The organism is Lactobacillus sp. LL6 (assembly GCF_007570935.1).
Lineage (GTDB): Bacteria > Bacillota > Bacilli > Lactobacillales > Lactobacillaceae > Lactobacillus.
Window position 1 is genome coordinate 1600546 of record NZ_VLLR01000001.1, and the last position, 18773, is coordinate 1619318.

Sequence of the window (18773 nt, forward strand, 5' to 3'; positions counted from 1 at the left end):
TATTATTAATTTAATTTTAATGTTTAAGAAGGCTTTAAAACTATGAACTCCAATAAACATATTCTTACTAAAAATATCAACCACTTCGCTTTATTCATTGAACTAGCTTACGTCGTTTTACTTCTGTACTCTATTTTATTTAACTTCTCTCTTTTTGCTCATCTTATCGTAGGTCAGTTTTTTCTTATTATTGCCTACTTTTTAACCGGCTGGATTTATGTTCTTCACCTTAAAGTTTCCGGTCAATATGTTTCTCAGCATTATCGAAAACGTGAATCTTTAGCTGATAAACTGGCTAACCTGCTACCACATTATACATTTAAGAAAAGTTTTTATCGTTTTTTAGGATTAATCGTAATTTTATCTTCTGCAACATATTTCGTTATAAGCTTAGTAATTGTTTTTCAAGATTTAGCTTCTCCTACTAATAATTTTGATGTTTTTGATAGCTTCGCTCTATACACTAACATGGCAAATCAAATATTTCTTTTTGATCTTTTAACAGGCTTGCTGATGGGCTATAAAAGAATGGTGCGCAACTCAAGTATTGGCATTATGATTTGTTCAATTGTTTTGGCAATTTGTTGGCCACATCTTTGGTTAACTTATATAATTATGCTTTTCACAGGATTTTTAGGATTAATTTTATTTATCCGCAATCAAATTTAATTATACAAAAACCCTCCAGCTTCAAACTGGAGGGTTTTATTAATGTCTTTTCTTTATTCTTTCTTCAGCATCCCTATAAACTTCTTCATTAGACCTTTTACCAATTGCAATTATTGAAATTATACTTATTTTTTGGTTTTCTTGAGTGAATACTACTCGTAATTCCATCTTTCTATTTTTCAATTTTCGACAATTATGAAGCTCTCCATGCAATTGAGCTCCTGCTTGCATTCCTTGAATTTTTAATCTATCTAAAGCCTTATCAACAAATAATCGTTGAGAACCATCTAAATGTTGATATTCTTTTTTTGCTTCTTTCCAATAATTAATTTCAAACATTATTCCCAGCCATCATCTTCATCAATTATTGGTTTTTGATTAGCTACTTCTTCTCCTCTAACTTCTTTATCAGAGAATCTTTCACCACTATCATTTTGTATTCTAAATTGAACTTCTTTTTCAATTTGTAAATCTAGAATTTTTTCTTCAAGGTCATTTAATTTTTTTACCATTCCCTCATAATCATTTACTGACATCACAATTCCTGCTGGAGTATCTCGATTAAACACATAAATACCAGTTTTCTCAGCTTGTGCATCATTAAAAATTTGCTTAGGATTCTTTTTTAAATTAGAAATATTGGTAGTTGGAACATCTAATGTTTTTAACATAATTAAGACCTCCTTATTTATTAATAATATTTTATTACTTTTTAAAAGTCTACTAAAAGATTCCTAAAAGTCACACAAAAACCCTCCAGCTTCAAACTGGAGGGTTTTATTAATTATACATATATTTGGCGCAAGCCTCTTTTGGATCCATGCCATTACGAATCTTCAATGCCAATTCAATTGACACATCCGCAATAATTGATTGCGGATCAATTACGTTATATGGATGGTCTGGTGCTTTTTCTTGAGCTAATGACAATTCGGTGCATCCAAGCAAAATAACATTGCACCCATATTTGTCATGCATAGTCTTCAAGATTTTATGATACAAATCGTGATCAACGCGTCCCTTTTCTTTAATGTCAGAGTATATTAATTCATTTACCATTGGTTGAATTTCTGGGCCACCAAGCTCGACCTTACGTCCAACTTTCTTGATTTCATCAGCATACAAATGATCATAAATTGATCCTTCTGTTGCTATCAAACCAATTTTTTCTTCATTTGGATAATTTTCAATAAAGTTATGAACAGCAATTCTCATCATATGCAAGAACGGAATATCATTTAACTTATTTAAATCATCATAAAAATAATGCGCTGTGTTACATGGCATAACATAAAAATCAGTTCCAATTTTTGCCTGATTTTCTACATCATCTTTTAAATCATAAAAGAAATTTGGTTTTGAATGATCTTTAATATAAGCAGTTCTATCGGGAACTTGAGCATCATTAACTAAATAATAATTAAGATAATCTTGATCGCGATTGATTTTTACACGGTGGTTAATGAGACGAACATAACTTTCTGTAGCGATAGTTCCCATCCCACCAATAATACTAAAAAAATGCTTCATATTATCACACTTTAATTAAAATGTTCTTGATTGCCTTCAAGTTCATTAATTACACGTTGTGCAACTACAATATCAGATGGATATGGATTATCGACTCCGCGAACTTTTTGGAATGCATCTGCACCCTTACCACAGATAAGAACTACATCATCCTTGCCAGCCATACTAATTGCATCATGGATTGCTTTTTCACGATCAAGTTCAATAGTAACATCACATTTAGAATGATCAATTCCTGAATCAATTTCTTCTGCAATTGATTGTGGATCTTCAAATCCAGGATCATCAGTAGTAAGAAATGCCTTATCAGCATATGCGCTAAGACTTTCACTAAAGCCTGGACGACGCGATACTCCTTTGTCTCCAGGAGCACCTACAACAACAATGATTTTCGGATTATCAAATTCTTTTTGCATGAAACGCATCAAAGCCATCATAGAAGCTTTATTGTGAGCATAATCGACCACAACCATTCCATGTTCTTTAGTCATTTCATTTTGCATTCTACCCGGAATTGTAACATGGCGAATGCCCTTAGCACATTCATCATGACTCATGCCAGCAAGGCCAGCTCCAATAATTGCGGCAGTCCCATTTGATTCATTAAAGTCACCAATCATTTGGAGAGTATAGTCACCATTAATTGGTAATTCCTTTGCCTTATCTGTTGCACAGAAAAGCTTGAACTTAGTTTCACGCATATCAGTTTCTTGTGAAGCATATCTGAAATCAATTGGGACTTTTAGATTAGGGTTTTCAAAGTTTTCACTTGCAAACAAGTAAATGCTATCTGGATTTGTAGTAGTGGTTGCAGCAGCATATACTTCATCAAAGTGATCAGTTTCCGCATTAATAATACATTTACGAGAGTTTACAAGTAATTGTAGTTTACAATGTAAGTAATCAGCAAAGTTAGGATGTTCATTCGGACCAATGTGATCTGGAGTAATATTCAAGAAAAATCCCAAATCATATGTAAGTCCAAATACACGATTCTTCTTGTAAGCTTGACTTGAAACTTCCATTACCAAATGGGTCATTCCATTATCAACTGCAGTACGCATATCACGGAATAAGTCTAAACTTTCTGGTGTAGTCAAACTTGACTTAAAGGTATCTTCTGGTTTTGGTCCTACCACATCATTTACTGAAGAAATAAGGGCAGTACGTCCACCATTCATCTTATCAAGCATTCCTTTTAAAAAGTATGCAGAAGTAGTCTTTCCCTTAGTTCCAGTGAATGCTACAACAAACAAATCGTCTTGTGGAAAACCAAAAAATGCAGCAGAAAGAAGTGCCATCGCCTTAGAAACATCACGAACAATTAAAGCGTGCATCCCTTTTCCTTCTGGATATGGTTGCTCTGCCACATAACAGATTGCACCATTATCTTTGGCCATTGATAAATAAGTTGGTCTGAAACCAGCACCTTTACAGAAAAATAAAGTATTAGTTTCAATGTCGCGTGAATCATAGGATACATATTCCATTTTAGTTGCGACAGTATCTTGAACTGCACTTGATTTTAGCAAGTGGTGTTCTTTTAAAATTAAAATGCAGGTATTTAGAGAAATACTCATAAGCCTTATCTCCTCAAATTTGTTATTGCTGAATGAATAAGTAAATTATAGCACAGCTATTAATGTTGCGCTGACTTGCTTGGATCTAATGGCAGACGAATTATAAAACTTGTCCAATTGTCATCTGATTTACAACGAATTGTACCATGGTGGAGATCAACAACTCCTTTAGAAATTGAAAGTCCTAATCCCGTTCCACCAGTTTTGGTATTACGAGAAGTTTCCACTCGATAAAATCTTTCAAAAATTTTATCAAGAGATTTTTGAGGAATTTTCTCACCATTGTTTTCAATTCTTAATTCAACTTGTTCATTATTCACTAAATTAGCAACCAGTTTTATCTTAGTTGCACCAGTACCGTATTTTAAGGCATTGGTAATTAAATTATTGTAAACCCGAACTAATTTTTCTGGATCCGCCTTAATTGTTAAATCTTTTGGTCTAGCTTCTATTTCAAAAGTAATTCCCTTTTTCTCAGCTTCAAGTTCAAATCCAGCTTCAACTTGTTCAAGCATTGAATAAATGTGAAGCGGAGCTAAATTTAAAGTAGTATTTGTAGACTTCAGGGTTGTATATTCTAACAAGTCATTTGCTAAAGACTTCATTTGCTCAGCTTTTGTATAAGCAATATTAATATATTTCATTTGGTCTTCTGGACTTGCAGCACCTGATTTTAATAAACCTAAATATCCAATAATTGAAGTTAGAGGTGTTCGAATATCATGAGAAACATTAGTAATCAATTCATCCTTACTTTTTTCAATAGCTCGTTCTTCATTAATTGAACTCACAGTACTATCAACTAATGAATTAATAGAATCAATTACCCTTTGTAAATCTGTTCTTACAACAAAAGATATTCGATGATCAAAGTGACCATTTGCAATATAATGAAGCTCAGAAATAACATGTCTTAATTGCATTTGGTGATATCTTCGAATCAATCTCCAATACAAAACAATTAAGTCACCTAAGGCCATAATTAAAATAAAAGAGTTTTGCCAAGACCATAAATGTCGTCCTCCGACAAAAGTCATAGTTTTCTTTAAAAAATAAATACCATTGACTAGATTTTCATCTTGTAAAATTGCAAGATGAATTAAGATGATAATGGACAAGTTAAGCAAAAGTAATAAAACAATTGTGACTACTGCTTCAGCAAATAATTCACTTTTTTCAGCGCCAGTTAATTTTACACGCTCTTTTTTCACAAATTATGCCTCAATCTTATAGCCAACGCCCCAGACAGTTTGAATTACATCTTCACCGCCAGTAGCTTTTTGAATTTTATCTCGAAGATGAGATACGTGAACCATAACAGTTTTGGCAGAAACAATTGACTCTTGTTGCCAAACTCTTTCAAAAATCTCATCTGCAGAAAATACGCGATTAGGATGACTGGCCAAGAGATATAAAATTCCAAATTCTAAAGCAGTTAACTGAATAATCTTTCCATCAATTGTCTTCACTTCATGTGAATCACGATTAATTACAAGCGGACCAACTTCTAAAATATCTGGCTCATCATCTTTGACTTGCTTTTGACTACGACGAAGAAGTGATCTAACGCGTGCCATAACTTCCAGTGGATTAAATGGTTTAGACACATAGTCATCAGCACCCGTAATCAAGCCTTGAATTTTATCCATATCACCAGTTTTGGCAGAAACAATAATAATAGGAATATCTGAATCTTTTCTTACTTCTTTAATAACATCAATTCCTGTCATATTCGGCATCATTACATCTAATATCATTAAGGCAATATCAGGTGTAGTAGATAGTTTAGTAATTGCTTCTTTTCCACTGTAGGCAGTTACAGGTTCATAACCTTCATTTTTTAAATAAATGCTTAATAATTCAACGATTTCTTTATCGTCATCAACAACTAAGATTTTCACGAGGATTTGTCCTCCTTCTTTACTTAAAAATATTATTCATCCTAGTATAGTTTACCAGAGTCTATGCTTACTATTTTAACTATTTTTAAGCAAAGTCACAAAATTCTGCTTAAATTTTTAACAAAAATAAAAAAAGCTGAGAATAATCTCAACCTTTTAATACTAACTATTTTCCAATCCTCTTATCATCATAAAGTTTAGTTTCTACATAAATGCAGACGATCATAAGAAGTGCAAAACAACAAATCTTGGCTGCTGACGCATAATCAAGCATACTGGCAAAGCCAAATAAAATACCATCTGGAACGACCCACCAGGCACCTATCCAAGAATTGAAAGTAGTGCTGAATGTGCCAAAAATTGCAATCAAAATAGTTACAATAATCAAAATTGTGGTTACAATCATCGCCGGTTTACCAAAATCTTTAAAACTATGATCCCAATAAACCATTAAGCCAAGAAGAACTAATAATACGGATACAAGCCATAAACTGCCTTTTTTCATAATAACAGCCTTCTTTCTTATGACCATCGTAACACTATTCACACATTAAGTCCTAATAGTTGCACTTAAATTATTGAATTTCCTTCTTACCAGTATAAAGTTCATAATAATAACCTTTTTTGGCAAGTAATTCATCGTGATTTCCTGATTCAATAATGTGACCGTGATCCAATACTAAAATAAGATCTGAATTTACAATAGTAGAAAGTCTGTGAGCAATAACAAAACTAGTTCTACCAGCAAGAAGGTTATCCATTCCTGCTTGAACCATTTTTTCAGTACGAGTATCAATACTTGAGGTTGCTTCATCTAAAATCATAACCGGTTCATCTGCAATCATGGCTCTTGCAATACTGAGTAGTTGCATTTGACCTTGAGATAAATCTCCGCCATCTCCATCAATTACAGTTTCATACCCATCTTCCAGTTCATGAATAAATTCGTCAGCATGTGATAAACGAGCAGCTTGGTAAACCTCATCATCACTGGCATCAGGATTACCAAAACGAATATTATCCATAATCGTTCCGGTAAATAAGTGAGTTTCTTGTAAAACTATAGAAAGTGATTGTCTTAAGTCATCTTTTTTAATGTTATCAATTTCAATACCATCATAAGTAATAGTGCCTGAATCAATCTCATAAAAACGATTTAGCATATTAGAAATGGTTGTTTTACCTGCACCAGTTTCACCAACTAAGGCAACTTTCATACCAGGTTTTGCATTAATTGAAATATCGTATAAAATTTGATGTCCTGGAACATAAGAGAAGTTGACATGGTTAAATACAATGTGACCTCGTACTGGAACTTCTTTAATTGAGCCATCTTTTTGAGGAACATTCCAATTCCATGCTCCTTCTACTTTCTTATTTTTAGAAATAGTTACGTTTCCAGTATCAGTTTCAGAAGCTTCATCTTCTAATTGGAAAATACGATGAGCACCAGCTAAAGCCATAACAATTGAGTTTAACTGTTGGGAAATTTGTGCAATTGGCATACTAAATTGTTTTGATAGTTGCAAAAATGATGCAATTGCACCTAGCGTCAAAGGTGCCCAATTATTGATTGCGACTGCACCTCCAACAAAAGCAATTAAAACATAGAGTAAGTTACCTATATTACCCATGATTGGAAATAAAATAGTCGCAAAAGTGTTGGCATTTCCTGAAGCAATTCTCAACTGCTCATTGTATTTTTCAAATCCAGCCTTACTTTCTGGTTCATGAGAAAAGACTTTGATAACTTTTAAACCATTAAGCATTTCTTCGTTATAACCATTAATCTCACCTAGTTTTTTCTGTTGGACACTAAAATAGTAACTAGACTTTTTAGTTAAGTAGCGAACAATACCAAATGATAAAGCAAAGACAATAAATGAAAAAATGGTTAATTGCCAACTCAAAATGAACATTGCACTAATTACAAAAACTAAACTCAAGAATGAATTTGTAAATTGTGGAATTGATTGCGAAATCATTTGCATTAAAGTATCAATATCATTAGTGTAACGCGACATGATATCGCCATAGTCATTTTGATCAAAATATGCAATTGGTAAACTTTCCATATGAGTAAACATATCATTACGAACACGATATTGAACTTTTTGTGCTAAAACTCCCATTAACATGTTAAAGAGATAATTAGCAATAAAACCAATCGCATAAATACCAAACATAACAGCAATTGCATATGCTAAAGGACCATAGTTTGGTGATTGATGATTTTGAACTTGCTTAACTAGAGGGGTGATGTAATTATTGATCAATTTTTCAATAAACAGAGTTCCAATAACATTAGAAGCAGCTGCTAAAATAATTGAAATAATCGATATAATAAACATCCATGGACTAGTCGTTAGCACAAGCTTTAAAAGACGCTTAAGGGTTTGAGAACGATGTCCTTTAATTTGATTAGTATTTGTTTGATTCAAAAAACTCCCCCCTTACTTTGAATTTTCTTCTTGGAATTTAGCAATTGAACTATAAAGTTCATTAGTCTTCATAAGTTCATCATGAGTTCCAATATCTTGGATGTGTCCATGATCCATTACAATAATACGATCCGCATCTTTAATTGAAACAATTCTCTGAGAAATGATAATCTTAGTTGTTTCTGGCATATCCTTTGCAAGAGATTCACGAATTTGACGTTCGGTGCTTGTATCAACTGCAGAAGTTGAATCATCCAAAATCAAAATCTTAGGATTTTTAAGAAGGGCTCGAGCAATAGTTAAACGCTGCTTTTGTCCACCTGAAACATTAGCTCCTCCTTGTTCAACCATTGTGTCATAGCCATCTGGCATTTCTCGAACAAAACTATCAGCATGGGCAATCTTAGCAGCTTCAATTACTTCTTCATCAGTTGCATTTTCATTACCCCACTTAAGATTTTCTTTGATAGTTCCTGAAAATAGAATATTCTTTTGTAACACCATAGCTACATTATCACGAAGTGTCTTTAAATCATAAGATTTAACATTATGACCTGCAACACGAACTGCACCATTTGTTACATCGTATAAACGTGGAATCATTGAAACAAGTGTTGATTTAGAAGAACCTGTCTCACCAATAATACCAATGGTTTCACCTGGTTTAATATGTAAATTAATATCAGTTAAGGCAGCTACTTTATCACCAGGTTCATATTTAAAACCTACATGATCAAAAACAATTTCACCATTAGTAATATCTTTAAGAGGCTTATGTGGGTTCTCAATTGCAGGCTTTTCGTTAATGACATCTGCAATTCGACGACCACTAGCTCCAGCCATAATCAATTGGGTTGCAATCATAGCTAAAATATTTAAACTAAATAAAATTGAATTTGAATATGAAAACATTGAAATTAATTGTCCAGTTTGAAGAGTTCCACCTACAATTTCTTTAGCACCAAACCAGCAAATAGCCAAAGTTGCAATATTTAAAACTGCGGCAACCACTAAAGCGTTAAGTGACAAGATTTTTTGTGCAGTAGAGAATAATTTATAAATAAATCCTGATGATTTTTCAAATTTTTCAATTTGAGGTTTTTCTTGAACATAAGTCTTAACTTCACGAATACCACGCACGTTTTCACGTACGACCTGATTCATTTTGTCATAACCTTTAAAAATCCTAGGAAAATATGGATAAACTGATTTAATAATAATTCCCAAAAGAAAGACAAAAATTGGTGCAATTACCAAAAAGATAAGCGATAAACGTGGACTGATGATAACTGACATTATGATTCCTACAATTAACATCATTGGAGCTCTTACCGCAATTCTAATTAACATTTGATAAGCGTTTTGAACATTAGTTACATCCGTAGTAAGACGTGTCACTAAACTTGAACTTGAAAATTTATCTATATTTTCAAAAGCATAGTCTTGCATATGATCAAACATATCTTTACGTAAATTTGCTGCAAAACCAGCTCCAGCATGTGCTGAAACATAGCTTGCACTTGCTCCTAAACATAATGAAACAATTGTCAAGCCAAGTAAAATTAGCCCCATCTTTTGAATATAAGGCATATTCCCTTTCATAATTCCTTTATCAATCAAAACACCTACTAAATACGGAATAAGCATTTCGATAATTACTTCTCCTATAACTAATAATGGAGAAAGAATTGATAATTTTTTATACTGGCGAATTGATTTACTCAGTGTTTTTATCAAATAGATGCCCCTTTCTATTACATAAAAAAGAGACAAATAGACTATTAAAATCTATTCATCCCTTTCAAAGACTTATATTTAAGAGTATACCTCTTTTAAAAAATTAGCAAGTTATTTTCTGCGAGGGGTTGGTGCAAAAATTGAACCAGTAATTTTATATTGTTTTCTAAATAAGTAACGAATACCAAAAATTACAGCTGCAATTACTAAATCAATTCCACCTGGCAATACTACATTTATCGTGCGAAGACCTGGTAAATTAAATAGCCAAATCCACACCATCAATATCGCAAGTAAGCCAATAATTCCGAAGATCATTCTTCCAAATGGCAACTTTTGACGTTTTCCAGCAACTGGCATAATCCAATCATTGTATTTAGTCATGAATAACCCCATCAAGGCACCAGTTGAAGCTAAAGTCACAATTCCCATTTGACCATTATCTTTAGTATTAGGAGTAAATAATGCAATCACACCAAAAATCCCAATGAAGAATACCATATATAAAAGTGCCCCATCAATTGCACGTTGCCAAAATGGATGATCAATTTCGGCTTCATCTTTTGGACGAAGCATTTCTTGCGCTTTAATTTTAGGTGAAGCCATATATAAACCATTTGCTGGTTGACCATGACGCTGAGCAATCACAATCTCTGGCAAAAGCTTATTAACTTTTTCTGTTGCTTGGTCAGAATCCATTTTTCCTTGTAAAACTAATTCTTTTTGAAGACGAAAAACATAGTCAGAGTTCTTATTAGAGAGCATTGAACGAAGTTTTTCAGGAGATTCAGCTTTAATTTCGCTGTCTTTTTCTTCGGTTTCAGTTTTGGCTTTTAATTTTTCTTGCTTATCTTGATTAATATTTGCAGTTTTATCTTGTTTTTCCTCTGCCATATTTTCTCCTAGACATTGAATCTAAATTCAATAATATCGCCATCTTCAACTACATAATCCTTACCTTCAAGGCGAAGACGACCCGCTTCTTTAACTTTTTGCATAGTTTCATATTTATTTAAATCATCATATGAAACAACTTCTGCACGAATAAATCCACGTTCAAAGTCTGAGTGAATAACACCAGCTACTTGTGGTGCCTTCATTCCTTCATGGAAGGTCCAAGCACGAGTTTCTGGGCCACCTGCAGTGAAGAATGTTCTAAGACCTAAAATGTGGTAAGCTGCCTTGATTAAACGATCAAGACCTGATTCTTCTACTCCTTCCATTTCAAGGAATTCTTTTCTTTCATCTTCATCCATTGCAGCAATTTCTTCTTCAGTTGCTGCACTAATTCCTAAAGCTTCTGCATTTTCACTTTCAGCATGTTTTTTAACGATTTGGAAGTACTTATCACTTTCAGGATCAGCCATTGAGCTTTCAGCAATATTAGCAACATAAATAACTGGCTTAGAAGTTAAAAGGAATAAACCTTTCACAATTTTTTGTTCATCTTCATTAAAGTCAATTGAGCGAGCTGCATTTCCTTCTTCTAAAACTGGTTGCAACTTTTCAAGAACAGCCATTTCAGCTTTAGCATCCTTATCGCCTTGTTGAGCAATCTTTTTAACCTTATTAATACGACGATTAACTGCATCAAGGTCAGCAATTGCTAATTCCAAATTAATGGTATTAATATCTTCTTCTGGATCCACTTTACCAGTAACTGAAGTAATATTGTCATCATCAAAAGCACGAACTACGTGAACAATTGCATCAGTTTGACGAATATTTTCAAGGAACTTGTTACCAAGACCTTCACCTTTTGAAGCTCCTTTTACAAGCCCAGCAATATCAGTAAATTCAAAAGTAGTATGAACAATCTTTTTAGCAGGGATTAATTCTTGGATTCTTGCTAAACGACTATCTGGGACTTCAACCATACCAACATTTGGTTCAATGGTTGCAAATGGATAATTGGCCATTTCAGCACCAGCTTTAGTAATTGCATTAAATAAAGTTGACTTACCAACATTTGGTAAACCGACGATTCCGGCAGTTAGTGACATATTTTTCCTCTTTTTCTTTAATAATTTTTATTGTAATAAGTTTGGTTTAGCAATACGATCTTTAGGAATATAATACTTCTTTTTCAAGTTTACAGGATCAGATGCTTTAGTTAAAACCTTTTTTAGCTTTTTAGAAAATTCTGCTCTTGGCATCATAATCATTCTTCCACATCCCAAACACTTGATTTTAATATCTGCTCCCATACGCATAATTTCCCAATCATTGGTTTTACAAGCATGGGGCTTTTTCATCAAAACCGTATCAGCCAAATTATAATCTTGTTTAATCATCTAAATCAACGCCTAAAATATCAAGAATTCTATTAAGCTCTTCTTCTGAAGCAAAATCAATAGATAAATGTCCTTTACCCTTTTTGGACTCAGAGATATTTACACTTGAGCCAAATTTTTCACTTAAACGACTTTCACTTGCTCTAATAAAAGCAGATTTTTGAGATACTTTTTTACGAGTTTTCTTAGCATTCAAAGAAGCAACTAAGGCCTCAACTTTTCTTACAGGCATCCCTTCTTTGACTACACGTTTTGCCAAAGAATCAATCTTATCTTTATTTTTAAGACCAAGCAAAGTTCTCGCTTGTCCCATAGAAAGCTCTCCATGTTGAAGAAGACGCTTAGTCTTATTAGGCAAAGTAAGCAATCTTAGATAATTTGCGATATATGGACGAGATTTTCCCATTCTTTTTGAAACTTCTTCTTGAGTAAGTCCAAGATTCTTTTGAAGCATTTCATAAGCTTGCGCTTCTTCAAGTGGAGTTAAATCCTCACGTTGCAAATTCTCTAAAACTGCAACTTCCATCATCTCGCTCTCATCAAATTTTCTAATAATTGCTGGGACAGTTGTTTGTCCAGCTAATTTTGATGCACGAAAACGTCGCTCACCTGCAATAATCTCATAGCCATTAATTGATTTTCTAACAATAATTGGCTGAAAGACACCATTGTCTTTAATTGAAGCAGATAATTCTTCTAATGACTTATCATCAAAGGTTTTTCTTGGTTGATAAGGATTAGGACGAATTTCATCAAGTGAAATTTCATGAACTTCTTCTGCTTCTGGCTCTGGGACAGTTTCTTCAAATAAAGCTTCAATACCTCTTCCTAAGCCACCTTTTTTTCTAGGTTCATTACTTTTTGAGTCTCTTGCCATGCGCCTTTAACACCTCTTTTGCTAAATCATCATACACCTTAGCACCACGAGATTTTGGTGCATATTCAGTAATTGGCTGCCCATAACTTGGAGCTTCTGCAAGCTTGGTAATTCTAGGAATAATAGTTTTATAAACTTTTTTATTGAAATATCCCTGAACTTCTTTTACAACTTCTGCTCCCAAGTTAGTTCTTGCATCTAGCATTGTAAGCAAAACGCCCTCAACACCTAAATCTTTATTGAAGTGTTTTTGCACAAGTCTAATTGTATTAAGAAGCTGGCTTAATCCTTCTAATGCATAATACTCACTTTGAACTGGAATCAAAATTGAATTAGATGCAGTAAAAGCATTTATTGATAATTGGCCAAGTGAAGGCGGACAATCAATAAAAATGAAATCATAATCATGACTTACTGAATCAAGAGCTGATTTTAAACGAGTTTCACGAGCCATCATACTGATAAGTTCAGTTTCAGCACCAGATAAATTAATAGTTGCAGGAACAATATCTAGCTTTTTTGTGGAAGTATGATGAATGGTATCTTTTAAAGGGATTTCATCAATTAAAACGTTGTAAATGTCCTGGTCAATTTCTGATTTTTCAATTCCTAAACCAGAAGTCGCATTTCCCTGCGGATCAATGTCCACAATCAAAACACGATAACCACGGTCGGCAATTGAGGCCGCTAAATCAATAGTGGTTGTGGTTTTACCAACACCACCTTTTTGATTAGCAACCGAAATTACATTTACCATATTTTTCATGCTGCCCTCCTATTTTCTCTTTAGTTCAATAGTTATCTTATAATCATTAGGGTCGCCATTTTCAGTAACTTTAACATCGATTCCTGATTCTTCAGCTAACTTAACGGCACGCTTAATTGTATTAATTTGAACCTTAAGATCCTTAGGCATCTTAGTCATTGCACGAGTCTTAGATTCTTTTTTATTAGTTGCTGTTTTCTTAGTAGCAGAAGTTGCTCTTTTACTAGTTTTTTCAGCTGTTTTATTTTCAGGCTTTGGATTAAAGTATGCATCAACATCAGCAGTAATAGCTTCAGTTTCTGTAACGTTCAATTTCTTATTAATAATTTCATCTAAAACTCTTGCTTGATTTTTCTCATCAAGATTTACTAAAGCACGCCCATGACGAGCAGAAATCTTACCAGCAACTAAAGCATCCTTAACTTTTTGACTTAATTTTAAAAGACGTAACTTGTTAGCAACATAAGATTGTGACTTACCCATATCTTTTGCAAGCGCAGTTTGGGTTAAATCATTAAGCTCCATTAGACTCTTATAAGCTTCAGCTTCATCAATTGGATTCAAGTTTTCTCTTTGTAAGTTTTCAATTACTGCAAGAGAAGCTGCCTTGTCATCATCCATATTATTAACAATTGCAGGAATTTTATCCCAACCTAAACTCTTAACAGCACGAAAACGACGTTCTCCAGCAATAATTTCATAACCATCACCATCTTCACGTACAATGATTGGTTGAAGTAATCCTTCTTCATTAATAGTTTGAGCTAATTCTTGAATAGACTCATCACTGAAAGTGTGACGAGGCTGATAACGATTAGGGGTAATTTTATCTAATTCTAAATCTTTAATTTGCTTGTTCTTTGGAACTTCATCACGATGTCCAAATGAAAATAATGCCATTTATAACTCCTCCTAGTTTATACTATTGGTTTACGACGGGGGGTCCCTGCTTGCCGTGGATATTTCTTAGGTGTAGTTTTGATCTTTTCAACTAAAACTAAAGTACGCTCTTCATCACTGTCTGGTAAAGTAAATTCTATATCTTTAATTAGCTTTCCGCCTAAAACATTCAAAGCTTTTTGACTATCTTCTAACTCTCCTGATGCTTTAGGACCTTTAAGTGCTATAAAGTATCCATTCTTCTTAACAAGGGGTAAACAATATTCACTCAAAACTGTCATATTAGCAACGGCACGTGCTGTTACTAAATCAAAGCTTTCACGATATTGCGGATTTTGTCCAACATCTTCTGCTCTACCATGCACCAGTTCAACGTTTTTTAAGTTTAGCTTTTGAACCAAACTTTCTAAAAACTTTAAACGCTTTGCAAGCGAATCAACAATGGTGACCTTAAGGCCTGGCATCAATATCTTAAGTGGAATTGAAGGAAAGCCAGCCCCTGCACCAACATCGCAAAGAGTTAGTCCATCTTTGAAAACTTCACTAAAAGTAAAAAGCGGCGTTACACTATCGAAGAAATGTTTAAGATACACTTCGCTTTCTTCAGTAATTCGAGTTAAGTTAACAACCTTATTGGTTTCAACTAATTCTTTAAAATATATCTTAAATTGTTCTTCTTGCTCTTTAGTTATTTTTAAATTATGTTTTGATAATTCTTGTACAAATTGTTGAGGATCCATTTTTCACCTGTGAAACGGTGTTTCACACTCCTTAAATTTAACGCTATTATTGGCTTTCTGTAAAGCCAAACTCAACATTTATTATCTATTATTTTTATTCACTCGTCAAAATTAAAATGAGGTATAATCTTTCAAAAGGAGAAAAAATTTATGATTGTTACACTTATTGTTTTGCTATATCTTGCCTGGGAAACCTACAATGGGTATAAGACAGGCTTTACTCGTTACATCATCAACCTAATATTTGCGGCACTTGTATTTATGATTGCAATTTTCTTCCAAAATCCACTAGGAAACTGGATGTATTCACAATTTACAGGTCAGCAAATTAAAGCAAATCTAACTATTGAAACTAGTTTAATGCTTTTTAGATTTGCGGCATTTTTTATTATTTTGTTTCTTGGAAGACAAGTTGTACAAATTTTTAAATCATGGATTCCTAGCAAAAATCCAAATGCTACAAACGTGGGCAGCGTCTTAGATAGTGTGCTTGGAGGATTTGCTTCATTTATTGCAACTTATTTCTTTATCTATGTTTTGCTTTCGATGCTTAATGCAATTCAAAACCCATGGTTCATGCAACAAACAGTTGACTCACCGATTTTAAAATTTATCATTTATAATACTCCTGGTCTTTCCAATGGAATGTTTAATAGTATCTTTAGTATTGGTAAGACTGTGGGATAAAAAAGATTGGCTCGAAAAAAGCCAATCTTTTTTATTATTTCAAATTTCATTAAAATTCAAAAAGTAAGATATTTTTTGAACGATTTTCTAAATTGCCATCTTTTTTAATTTGATTAAGAGATTGCATTACTAGTTTTCTTTGATTAGCTGGTAATTTCTTAGCAGCTTTAAGAGCTAAATTGAAATCCTTTTTATTTTTAGCATTCTTTAAACTACTGGAGTCTCTATCAATAATTATTTTAAGTGGCTTCATTACATTTTTCATGGCTTTAGTATTAGCAAAATAATAACTTAAACCACTGCGAGTAGTCCAGCCACTATATTTTTTATCTTTAGAAGCTACAAAATACTGAGGTGCTCCAAAAATCGCTGCCTTTTTAGCTGTAGCCATTTTTTCAATTCTGAATTTAATATTTTTTATTTTTTTCCAGTTAATTGTCTTGCCCTTAAATGGTTCAGATGTCTTTAATCCATGCTTATAATCTGCTTTACCAACATAAATCTTGCCAGATGGATCTTTCACATTTAAAACATAGCCTTGTTTGGTAAGATTTTTATTTGATGTGATTTTTTCAACTGATGAGTCTTTTATAGTTGTTGCTTCAGCTTGTTTAGGAGTTGTTGACAAAAAAGCTACTGAACTAGCTGTTAAAACTGTTATGAGTAATAATTTCCTAAATTTCATTTTGCTTCCCTTAAATCATTAAACTATAAACCTTACAACTTACACATATGTATTACCAAATATAAGATGTACTTTCAATGAATATATGAAATAAATAAAAATAGTGTATAGTTTTTCACTACACACTATTTTTTATTTACCAAAATTATCATACACAACTTTTTCATCATTATAGACAAAGATTGCGCCAATTCTATCTGGATCATCACTCCAGCCTTTGATAGGCTTGCCTGCAAAAAACAGCCGCTTACATTCAATTTCTGCTTCTACTGAAGTTTTTGTAAAAGTAGTAACTCCTGCTAAATCAGTTTGAACAGGATAACCAGTTCTTGGATCAATCAAGTGGTGATATTTTTTACCATCAACAACTAAGTATCTTTCATAAGTACCACTAGTTACTGCAGAACACTCTGGAACCATCACAGAAGTAATATTGTCGCCACGTGGTTCTTTGGGATCTTGAATACCAATTGCCCATTGACCACCTACACGTTTAGGACTATCTCCTACAAGCAAAATATTGCCACCTAAATTAATAATTCCAGAATTAATTCCGTAAGCATGCCAGAGGTCTTTTACACGGTCTGCAATCCAACCTTTAGCAATTCCGCCAAGATCTAACTCCATCCCTTTTTGAAGCAAAAATACGCTTTGATTTACATCATCAAGTTTTACATTGTATGGATCTGTCAAAAGCATTTTTTGTTCAATTTCGCTCTTAGTTGGGACATGGGCTCCTTTAAATCCGATATGCCACAATTTCACAACTGGTCCAATCAGCGCATTAAAACCAAAGCGTTCTCGACTTTTTTCAATTGCTAATTTAACTAAATCATAAGCACCTTTTGAAATTTGCACTGCATGATCCCCTGCTGCATGGTTAATATCCATAATTTCTGATTGATCACGATTAACTGTTAAGACATCTTCATAATGGTCAATTAATTCAAAGGATTTTTGAATTGCATAATCATCAGTTGTACCAAAAGTCTGTAAAGTAATTGAGGTCCCCAACGCATGATGATGCCCAATAGTTTGCTGCAGAGCTAAATCTTTAATAAATTTATCTTTACTCATTTTTACTACTTTTCTAAATAAATATCGCGTAACGCTTCTTTTAATTCAGGAGTTACACCTAGTTGATTTTTTATAAACTTATCCATTCCACCAAATTCTTTTTCTATAGTGATAAGCGAAGTATCTAAAAATGCATCACTTACTGATCCTAATGTTCGCATATTAGAACGGAAAGTCAAATTTTCACCATTTTCTTTAAATTTTATATCTCTTTTAGCTCGATAATTATTAAGCATTATATTTGAATATAGATAATCTTGCCGAATGACTTCCATATCAACTCCTAAAAGATAAAGAATCATAACAGTTACAAGACCTGTCCTATCTTTTCCTTCAGAACAATGATAAAGCACAGCTCCATTAGGAGTATTTACCAAAGTTTCTAAGATTTTCTTCATTGCATTTTGAGCATGTTCTTTATAAATGTGACCATGATATCTCTCACACATCATCTTAAAGCCAGCATATGGATCTTTGCGATATTTTGCAAAAGTTTTTTCAATATTTCCTTTGCCACCCTTAGTGTTATCAATTTCAGACAAAGGAATAGATAAATGTTCTACACCGTCAATTTTATCATCGGGGCATTTTTCTCGCTCTTGTTTAGAACGGAGGTCAATTATCTTTTTTAAACCATATTCTTGCAAGAACTTTTTATCATGTTCAGATAATTTATTTACTTTTCCAGTTCTTAAAAGTTTATGCATTTTTATTTTTCGTCCGTCAATCCCCACATAACCTCCAAGATCACGAGGATTTCTAACAGTTCTAAGCGGTAAAATGTTAACTTCCATCCACTTCACTTCCCATCTTTAAAATTTAAAAAATGAAAAAGTCTGAGATATAATTCTCAGACTTTATTTTACAACCTTTACCAAAATTGTGGCAA

21 protein-coding genes are annotated in these 18773 nt (G+C 33.2%); 2 read left to right on the plus strand and 19 right to left on the minus strand.

Going from position 1 to position 18773, the window contains the following annotated elements; translation table 11 throughout:
• The first annotated feature begins 42 nt into the window (after positions 1–42).
• Positions 43–669, plus strand: coding sequence for a hypothetical protein (locus FOD82_RS07705; protein WP_144355851.1), 627 nt, complete (start codon positions 43–45; stop codon positions 667–669).
• A 39-nt stretch (positions 670–708) separates the two neighbouring features.
• Here FOD82_RS07705 and FOD82_RS07710 read toward each other — a convergent pair whose 3' ends face one another.
• The 16 genes from FOD82_RS07710 to rsmG all read right to left on the minus strand — a co-directional run bounded on the left by FOD82_RS07710 (position 709) and on the right by rsmG (position 15435).
• Complete coding sequence (locus FOD82_RS07710) at positions 709–1008, minus strand: addiction module toxin RelE (protein ID WP_144355852.1); 300 nt, start codon at positions 1006–1008, stop codon at positions 709–711.
• Positions 1008–1340, minus strand: coding sequence for a type II toxin-antitoxin system Phd/YefM family antitoxin (locus FOD82_RS07715; protein ID WP_144355853.1), 333 nt, complete (start codon positions 1338–1340; stop codon positions 1008–1010). Before FOD82_RS07715 ends, FOD82_RS07710 begins: the two co-directional genes overlap by 1 nt.
• 109 nt (positions 1341–1449) lie before the next feature.
• Positions 1450–2199 carry an amino acid racemase gene (locus FOD82_RS07720; RefSeq protein ID WP_144355854.1) on the minus strand — a complete coding sequence of 250 codons (750 nt, stop codon included), beginning with the start codon at positions 2197–2199 and terminating at the stop codon, positions 1450–1452.
• A gap of 11 nt (positions 2200–2210) precedes the next feature.
• Complete coding sequence (locus FOD82_RS07725) at positions 2211–3779, minus strand: UDP-N-acetylmuramoyl-L-alanyl-D-glutamate--2,6-diaminopimelate ligase (RefSeq protein WP_144355855.1); 1569 nt, start codon at positions 3777–3779, stop codon at positions 2211–2213.
• 59 nt (positions 3780–3838) lie between these two features.
• A complete protein-coding gene (locus tag FOD82_RS07730; RefSeq protein ID WP_144355856.1) occupies positions 3839–4990 on the minus strand; it encodes a HAMP domain-containing sensor histidine kinase in 1152 nt (383 codons plus the stop codon).
• A 3-nt stretch (positions 4991–4993) separates the two neighbouring features.
• Complete coding sequence (locus FOD82_RS07735) at positions 4994–5680, minus strand: response regulator transcription factor (RefSeq protein WP_144355857.1); 687 nt, start codon at positions 5678–5680, stop codon at positions 4994–4996.
• A 166-nt stretch (positions 5681–5846) separates the two neighbouring features.
• Positions 5847–6185 (minus strand): hypothetical protein, encoded by a 339-nt coding sequence (locus FOD82_RS07740; RefSeq protein ID WP_144355858.1) that lies wholly within the window; start codon positions 6183–6185, stop codon positions 5847–5849.
• A gap of 70 nt (positions 6186–6255) precedes the next feature.
• Positions 6256–8121 carry an ABC transporter ATP-binding protein gene (locus FOD82_RS07745; RefSeq protein ID WP_144355859.1) on the minus strand — a complete coding sequence of 622 codons (1866 nt, stop codon included), beginning with the start codon at positions 8119–8121 and terminating at the stop codon, positions 6256–6258.
• 12 nt (positions 8122–8133) lie between these two features.
• Positions 8134–9858, minus strand: a complete 1725-nt coding sequence (locus tag FOD82_RS07750; protein ID WP_144355860.1) for an ABC transporter ATP-binding protein — start codon at positions 9856–9858, stop codon at positions 8134–8136.
• Between the two features lie 111 nt (positions 9859–9969).
• The gene (locus FOD82_RS07755) at positions 9970–10752 is read right to left on the minus strand and encodes a DUF1129 family protein (protein WP_144355861.1); all 783 of its coding nucleotides are present in this window, start codon (positions 10750–10752) and stop codon (positions 9970–9972) included.
• 8 nt (positions 10753–10760) lie between these two features.
• A complete protein-coding gene (ychF, locus tag FOD82_RS07760) occupies positions 10761–11861 on the minus strand; it encodes a redox-regulated ATPase YchF (protein WP_144355862.1) in 1101 nt (366 codons plus the stop codon).
• 27 nt (positions 11862–11888) lie between these two features.
• A complete protein-coding gene (locus FOD82_RS07765) occupies positions 11889–12152 on the minus strand; it encodes a DUF951 domain-containing protein (RefSeq protein ID WP_144355863.1) in 264 nt (87 codons plus the stop codon).
• Complete coding sequence (locus tag FOD82_RS07770; RefSeq protein WP_144355864.1) at positions 12145–13029, minus strand: ParB/RepB/Spo0J family partition protein; 885 nt, start codon at positions 13027–13029, stop codon at positions 12145–12147. Before FOD82_RS07770 ends, FOD82_RS07765 begins: the two co-directional genes overlap by 8 nt.
• Positions 13007–13786, minus strand: coding sequence for an AAA family ATPase (locus FOD82_RS07775; protein WP_144356037.1), 780 nt, complete (start codon positions 13784–13786; stop codon positions 13007–13009). Before FOD82_RS07775 ends, FOD82_RS07770 begins: the two co-directional genes overlap by 23 nt.
• An 18-nt stretch (positions 13787–13804) precedes the next feature.
• Positions 13805–14695 carry a nucleoid occlusion protein gene (gene noc / locus FOD82_RS07780; protein ID WP_144355865.1) on the minus strand — a complete coding sequence of 297 codons (891 nt, stop codon included), beginning with the start codon at positions 14693–14695 and terminating at the stop codon, positions 13805–13807.
• A gap of 17 nt (positions 14696–14712) precedes the next feature.
• Complete coding sequence (gene rsmG / locus FOD82_RS07785; RefSeq protein WP_144355866.1) at positions 14713–15435, minus strand: 16S rRNA (guanine(527)-N(7))-methyltransferase RsmG; 723 nt, start codon at positions 15433–15435, stop codon at positions 14713–14715.
• Between the two features lie 150 nt (positions 15436–15585).
• Between rsmG and FOD82_RS07790 the strand changes: the two genes are divergently transcribed.
• The gene (locus tag FOD82_RS07790) at positions 15586–16122 is read left to right on the plus strand and encodes a CvpA family protein (RefSeq protein WP_144355867.1); all 537 of its coding nucleotides are present in this window, start codon (positions 15586–15588) and stop codon (positions 16120–16122) included.
• Positions 16123–16171: 49 nt separating this feature from the next.
• Here FOD82_RS07790 and FOD82_RS07795 read toward each other — a convergent pair whose 3' ends face one another.
• The 3 genes from FOD82_RS07795 to FOD82_RS07805 form a co-directional block, all read right to left on the minus strand.
• Positions 16172–16807 (minus strand): hypothetical protein, encoded by a 636-nt coding sequence (locus tag FOD82_RS07795; protein ID WP_144355868.1) that lies wholly within the window; start codon positions 16805–16807, stop codon positions 16172–16174.
• A gap of 132 nt (positions 16808–16939) precedes the next feature.
• Positions 16940–17884 carry an FAD:protein FMN transferase gene (locus tag FOD82_RS07800; protein ID WP_144355869.1) on the minus strand — a complete coding sequence of 315 codons (945 nt, stop codon included), beginning with the start codon at positions 17882–17884 and terminating at the stop codon, positions 16940–16942.
• A 5-nt stretch (positions 17885–17889) separates the two neighbouring features.
• Complete coding sequence (locus tag FOD82_RS07805; RefSeq protein WP_144355870.1) at positions 17890–18678, minus strand: tyrosine-protein phosphatase; 789 nt, start codon at positions 18676–18678, stop codon at positions 17890–17892.
• Between the last annotated feature and the right edge of the window lie 95 nt (positions 18679–18773).

Coding starts and splice junctions, on each gene's coding strand:
- FOD82_RS07705 (WP_144355851.1), top strand. CDS start 43: ATGAACTCCAATAAACATATTCTTACTAAAAATATCAACCACTTCGCT.
- FOD82_RS07710 (WP_144355852.1), bottom strand. CDS start 1,008: ATGTTTGAAATTAATTATTGGAAAGAAGCAAAAAAAGAATATCAACAT.
- FOD82_RS07715 (WP_144355853.1), bottom strand. CDS start 1,340: ATGTTAAAAACATTAGATGTTCCAACTACCAATATTTCTAATTTAAAA.
- FOD82_RS07720 (WP_144355854.1), bottom strand. CDS start 2,199: ATGAAGCATTTTTTTAGTATTATTGGTGGGATGGGAACTATCGCTACA.
- FOD82_RS07725 (WP_144355855.1), bottom strand. CDS start 3,779: ATGAGTATTTCTCTAAATACCTGCATTTTAATTTTAAAAGAACACCAC.
- FOD82_RS07740 (WP_144355858.1), bottom strand. CDS start 6,185: ATGAAAAAAGGCAGTTTATGGCTTGTATCCGTATTATTAGTTCTTCTT.
- FOD82_RS07755 (WP_144355861.1), bottom strand. CDS start 10,752: ATGGCAGAGGAAAAACAAGATAAAACTGCAAATATTAATCAAGATAAG.
- ychF (WP_144355862.1), bottom strand. CDS start 11,861: ATGTCACTAACTGCCGGAATCGTCGGTTTACCAAATGTTGGTAAGTCA.
- FOD82_RS07765 (WP_144355863.1), bottom strand. CDS start 12,152: ATGATTAAACAAGATTATAATTTGGCTGATACGGTTTTGATGAAAAAG.
- FOD82_RS07770 (WP_144355864.1), bottom strand. CDS start 13,029: ATGGCAAGAGACTCAAAAAGTAATGAACCTAGAAAAAAAGGTGGCTTA.
- FOD82_RS07775 (WP_144356037.1), bottom strand. CDS start 13,786: ATGGTAAATGTAATTTCGGTTGCTAATCAAAAAGGTGGTGTTGGTAAA.
- noc (WP_144355865.1), bottom strand. CDS start 14,695: ATGGCATTATTTTCATTTGGACATCGTGATGAAGTTCCAAAGAACAAG.
- rsmG (WP_144355866.1), bottom strand. CDS start 15,435: ATGGATCCTCAACAATTTGTACAAGAATTATCAAAACATAATTTAAAA.
- FOD82_RS07790 (WP_144355867.1), top strand. CDS start 15,586: ATGATTGTTACACTTATTGTTTTGCTATATCTTGCCTGGGAAACCTAC.
- FOD82_RS07795 (WP_144355868.1), bottom strand. CDS start 16,807: ATGAAATTTAGGAAATTATTACTCATAACAGTTTTAACAGCTAGTTCA.
- FOD82_RS07800 (WP_144355869.1), bottom strand. CDS start 17,884: ATGAGTAAAGATAAATTTATTAAAGATTTAGCTCTGCAGCAAACTATT.
- FOD82_RS07805 (WP_144355870.1), bottom strand. CDS start 18,678: ATGGAAGTTAACATTTTACCGCTTAGAACTGTTAGAAATCCTCGTGAT.